The sequence below is a fragment of the Deinococcus sp. genome, assembly GCF_030523985.1.
Classification (GTDB): domain Bacteria; phylum Deinococcota; class Deinococci; order Deinococcales; family Deinococcaceae; genus Deinococcus.
Genome location: NZ_JAUNHK010000163.1, coordinates 1 through 3837, shown reverse-complemented (window position 1 = coordinate 3837; position 3837 = coordinate 1). Strand labels below are relative to the sequence as shown.

Here is a 3837-nt window from a genome sequence, read left to right as displayed (position 1 = left end):
GCGAGGCGGGCGAGTTGGTCGGGCGTCAGGTCGGGCCGCACCGCCAGAATGGTGCGAATGTCGGGCAGCGGGTCGCCCAGCAGCACCTCCAGCGCGGCGGGGGGCAGCGTTTCGGCACTGGCGACGTGCAGCCGAATGTCGGGTTCGGGGGCCTGCGCCAGGGCCACGACAGCGGCTTCGGGCAGGTCGTTGCGCTCCAGCAGGGTGCGGCGCACGGTTTCGGATTCGTCACGGGCCAGGCGTTCCAGCAGTTCGGGCGCGAGGTCGGGGCGACGGGCCAGCGCCGCCCGCACCTCGGGGTCGCCGTCTTGCTCGGCCCGCGTCAGCCACGCTGCGGGCACGGCCCAGGCTTGCAGCGCGGCGGCCCGCACCTGTGGCTGGGGGTGGCCTGCCAGCCAGTCGCGCACGCTTCGGGGCAAATCTAGGCGACGTGCCAGAGCGGTCAGCACGTCGGCGTCGGGGTCGGTGGCGAGGGTCAGCAGGCAGTCCAGCGGCAGGTCGGGGCGGCGGGCAACGTGAGAGCGCACCAGCGTATGCGAGTCCTGGGCCAGCGCCCGCACCAGGTCGCCGGGCAGGTCGGCGTTCAGGGCCACCGCTTTTCGCACGTCGTAGTCCTCGTCGTTTCCCAGTTGCCGCAGCAGGGCCGGGGACAGGTCGGGCCGCGCGGCCACCGCTTCGCGCACCTGCCAGCCTGCGTCCTGGGCCAGCGCCTCGACCCGTTCGGGGGCGAGGTCGGGACGGGCCGCCAGTGCGGTGCGCACGCTGTAGTCCTCGTGGCGCAGTGCCGAGTCCAGCACCCAGGCAGGCACCTCGGGCAGGCCGAGTAGCCCCAATACGCCTTCACTGGGAAAAGACAGCAGCAGCCCAGGCCGGGCCAGGCGCAGCAGCGGCAACCCCGGATTGCCCAGCACCTCACGCGGGAAGTGCGCCGCCAGCAGCCCCAGCACCTCGGCGGGCGTGTTGGGGTTCTGGGCGACGGCGGCCCGCACGCGGCTGTCAGGATGGGCGGAGAGGCCGCTCAGCACCTCGGCTGGAGCACGGGGCGAGGCGGCGGCTTCGAGCGCCCCAGCACTGCCCAGGGTGGTCAGGGTGCGCGGGTCGAGTTGGGGAAACGTCATGGGCAGCAGGATAACGGCCCCTGACGGCCCCCCTGCCTGAGCCTGCGTCCTCGCCATCAAAAAAACTTCTCTAACTCCTCACTGGGAAGTTCAGTCGGGAAGGGAACTGGGCCGATGGATTGCGGCGCTTGGGGCCATCCGTTCCCGCTCTGTTGCCGCCGATCCGCACCAGGGCGGCCTCTGCACTATCTTGCGGCATGGCTTATCAAACTGAATATCCTGTCTCGCGCCGTCCCGTCTACGCCCGGCGGGGCATGGTCGCCACCAGTCAGCCGCTGGCCGCGCAGGCGGGGCTGAGCCTTCTGCAAGCCGGGGGCAACGCGGTAGACGCGGCGATTGCGACGGCGGCGGCCCTGACGGTGGTCGAGCCGACCAGCAACGGCCTCGGCGGGGACGCCTTCGCGCTGGTGTGGGCGGGGGGGCAGTTGCATGGCCTGAACGCCAGCGGCGCGGCTCCGGCGGCCCTCTCGCTGGACGCCTTGCCCGGCGGCGAAATGCCCAAATACGGCTGGACTCCGGTGACGGTGCCCGGCGCAGTGCGCGGCTGGGCCGACCTGCACGAACGGTTCGGGCGGCTGGACTTTGAGCAGGTGCTGGCCCCCGCGATTCGCTACGCCCGCGAAGGCTTTCCGCTTTCGCCCGTGCTGGCGGCGAACTGGGCGCGGGCCATCCGGGTCTACCGGGCGCTGGGCCTGCCGATTCTGGACGAATGGTTCCGTACCTTCGCGCCCGATGGCTTCGTGCCGCGTCCCGGTGCCCTGTGGCGCAGCGAGGCCCACGCCCGCACGCTGGAACAGATTGCCCAGACACGCGGCGCGGCCTTTTACAGCGGTGAACTGGCCGGTCAAATGGATGCCCATGCCCAGGCCAGCGGCGGACTGCTGCGCGGAACCGACCTCGCCGCGCACGCGTCGGAATGGGTGACGCCCATCCACACCGAGTTCGGCGGTCACCGCGTCTACGAGATTCCGCCCAACGGTCAGGGCCTCGCCGCGTTGGTGGCGCTCAATGTGCTGGATGCCGGGCAGCTGCCCGAGCGCCGCGACGACCCCGCCGGACTACACCTGCAAATCGAGGCGATGAAGCGCGGCTTCCACGATGCCCACAGTTATGTTGCCGACCCGCGTCATGTCCCGGTAGACGTGCCGGGCCTGCTCAGCGCCGCCAACGCCGAGCGCCACCGCGCCCACATCGGCGACGAGGCCCATGATCCGGCCACCCACGCGCCCAGCACGGGCGGCACGGTCTACCTCGCCACCGCCGATGACGAGGGCGGCATGGTCAGCCTGATTCAGAGCAACTACATGGGCTTCGGCTCCGGCGTGGTGGTGCCGGGTACGGGCATCGCGCTGCACAACCGGGGCCACAACTTCCACACCGACCCCGCCCACCCCAACGCCCTCGCGCCGGGCAAGCGGCCTTACCACACCATCATTCCCGGCTTTCTAGGCCGCGCCGACGGCACTCCGGTGGGGCCGTTCGGGGTCATGGGCGGGTTCATGCAGCCGCAGGGCCACCTGCAAGTTGTCGTCAATACCGTCCACTACGGCATGAACCCCCAACAGGCGCTCGACGCCCCGCGCTGGCAGTGGCTCCAGGGCCGTCAGGTCGAAGTCGAGCATGCCCTGGGCGCAGAGGCTGCCCGAGCGCTGGCGGCGCGGGGGCATGAAGTGCGCGTTCAACTCGACGCCGGGGCTTTCGGACGCGGTCAGATGATCCGCCGCGACCCCGAAACCGGCGTGCTGGAAGGCGGCACGGAAAGCCGGACGGACGGGCATATCGCGCTGTGGTGAAGGGGGCAGATGGCTGAAGGCAGATGGCTAAAAGCGGAAGGCCATCTGCCATTAGCCATCTGCCTAGTCCTCCTGGTCTTTCCCCAACTCCATCCCGCGCCGGGTCGCGGCAATCACGGCTTTCATGACGCCGCCGCGCACGCCCGCCGCTTCCAGTTCTTCCAGACCTGCGATGGTAGTGCCGCCGGGACTGGACACTTCGTCCTTGAGCAGACCGGGGTGGGCGCGTTCCAGCAGCAGTTCGCCGGTGGACGACAGCAGCCGCGCCGCCAGTTCGTTGGCGAGGGGGCGGGGCAGGCCCATCCGCACGGCTCCGTCGGCGAGGGCTTCGGCGACCACGGCGACATAGGCCGGGCCGGACGCGCTCATGCCCGTGAAGGTGTTGAACAGGTGTTCGGGCAATTCGTAGACCTGGCCCACGGCTCCGAACACTTGCCGGGCGAACTCGAAATCCCCGGCGTCGTGGGCTTCGCGGGGCGCGGTGACGGCAGTCTGCGAGCGCCCGATGGTGGCGGCGAGGTTGGGCATGACACGCACCACCCGCCGCGTGCCCAAGCGCCTGCCGATGGTTCCGGCACTCACGCCCGCCATCGTGGAGATGTAGCCGACATTTTCCTGCGCCAGCCAGGGCGCAATATCGGGAAACATGCGGGGCTGCACGCAAATCAGAATGCGCCCGGCCTGTCCCAGTTGCTCCTTGGTCAGGATTCTGACGCCCAGCCGGGAGGCGATGTCCTGCGCCCGTTCGGTGTTGGCTTCCAGAATGCCGATGTCATGGGGAGCGATGACCCCTTTGTTCACGACCCCCGTCAGCAGGGACAGCCCGAGTTTTCCGACACCGACGATGGCAAGTTGCATGGGGGCGAGTATAAGTGCGCGGCGGCGGGGCGGACGCGGGGCGGTGTATGCAGCCCCGGCTGCTCTAG

General features: G+C 70.0%; 3 protein-coding genes. 1 reads left to right on the top strand and 2 read right to left on the bottom strand.

What is annotated here, in order from left to right:
• Positions 1 to 1118, bottom strand: a 1118-nt coding sequence (locus tag Q4C89_RS14330; RefSeq protein WP_303103303.1) for a hypothetical protein, incomplete at its 3' end; no start/stop codon positions are given.
• A 197-nt stretch (positions 1119 to 1315) separates the two neighbouring features.
• Between Q4C89_RS14330 and Q4C89_RS14325 the strand changes: the two genes are divergently transcribed.
• Positions 1316 to 2911 (top strand): gamma-glutamyltransferase family protein, encoded by a 1596-nt coding sequence (locus Q4C89_RS14325; protein ID WP_303103302.1) that lies wholly within the window; start codon positions 1316 to 1318, stop codon positions 2909 to 2911.
• Between the two features lie 63 nt (positions 2912 to 2974).
• On the opposite strand, the gene proC is transcribed toward Q4C89_RS14325, so the two are convergent.
• The gene (gene proC / locus Q4C89_RS14320; protein ID WP_303103301.1) at positions 2975 to 3769 is read right to left on the bottom strand and encodes a pyrroline-5-carboxylate reductase; all 795 of its coding nucleotides are present in this window, start codon (positions 3767 to 3769) and stop codon (positions 2975 to 2977) included.
• Positions 3770 to 3837 lie beyond the last annotated feature (68 nt).

Coding starts and splice junctions, on each gene's coding strand:
- proC (WP_303103301.1), bottom strand. CDS start 3,769: ATGCAACTTGCCATCGTCGGTGTCGGAAAACTCGGGCTGTCCCTGCTG.
- Q4C89_RS14325 (WP_303103302.1), top strand. CDS start 1,316: ATGGCTTATCAAACTGAATATCCTGTCTCGCGCCGTCCCGTCTACGCC.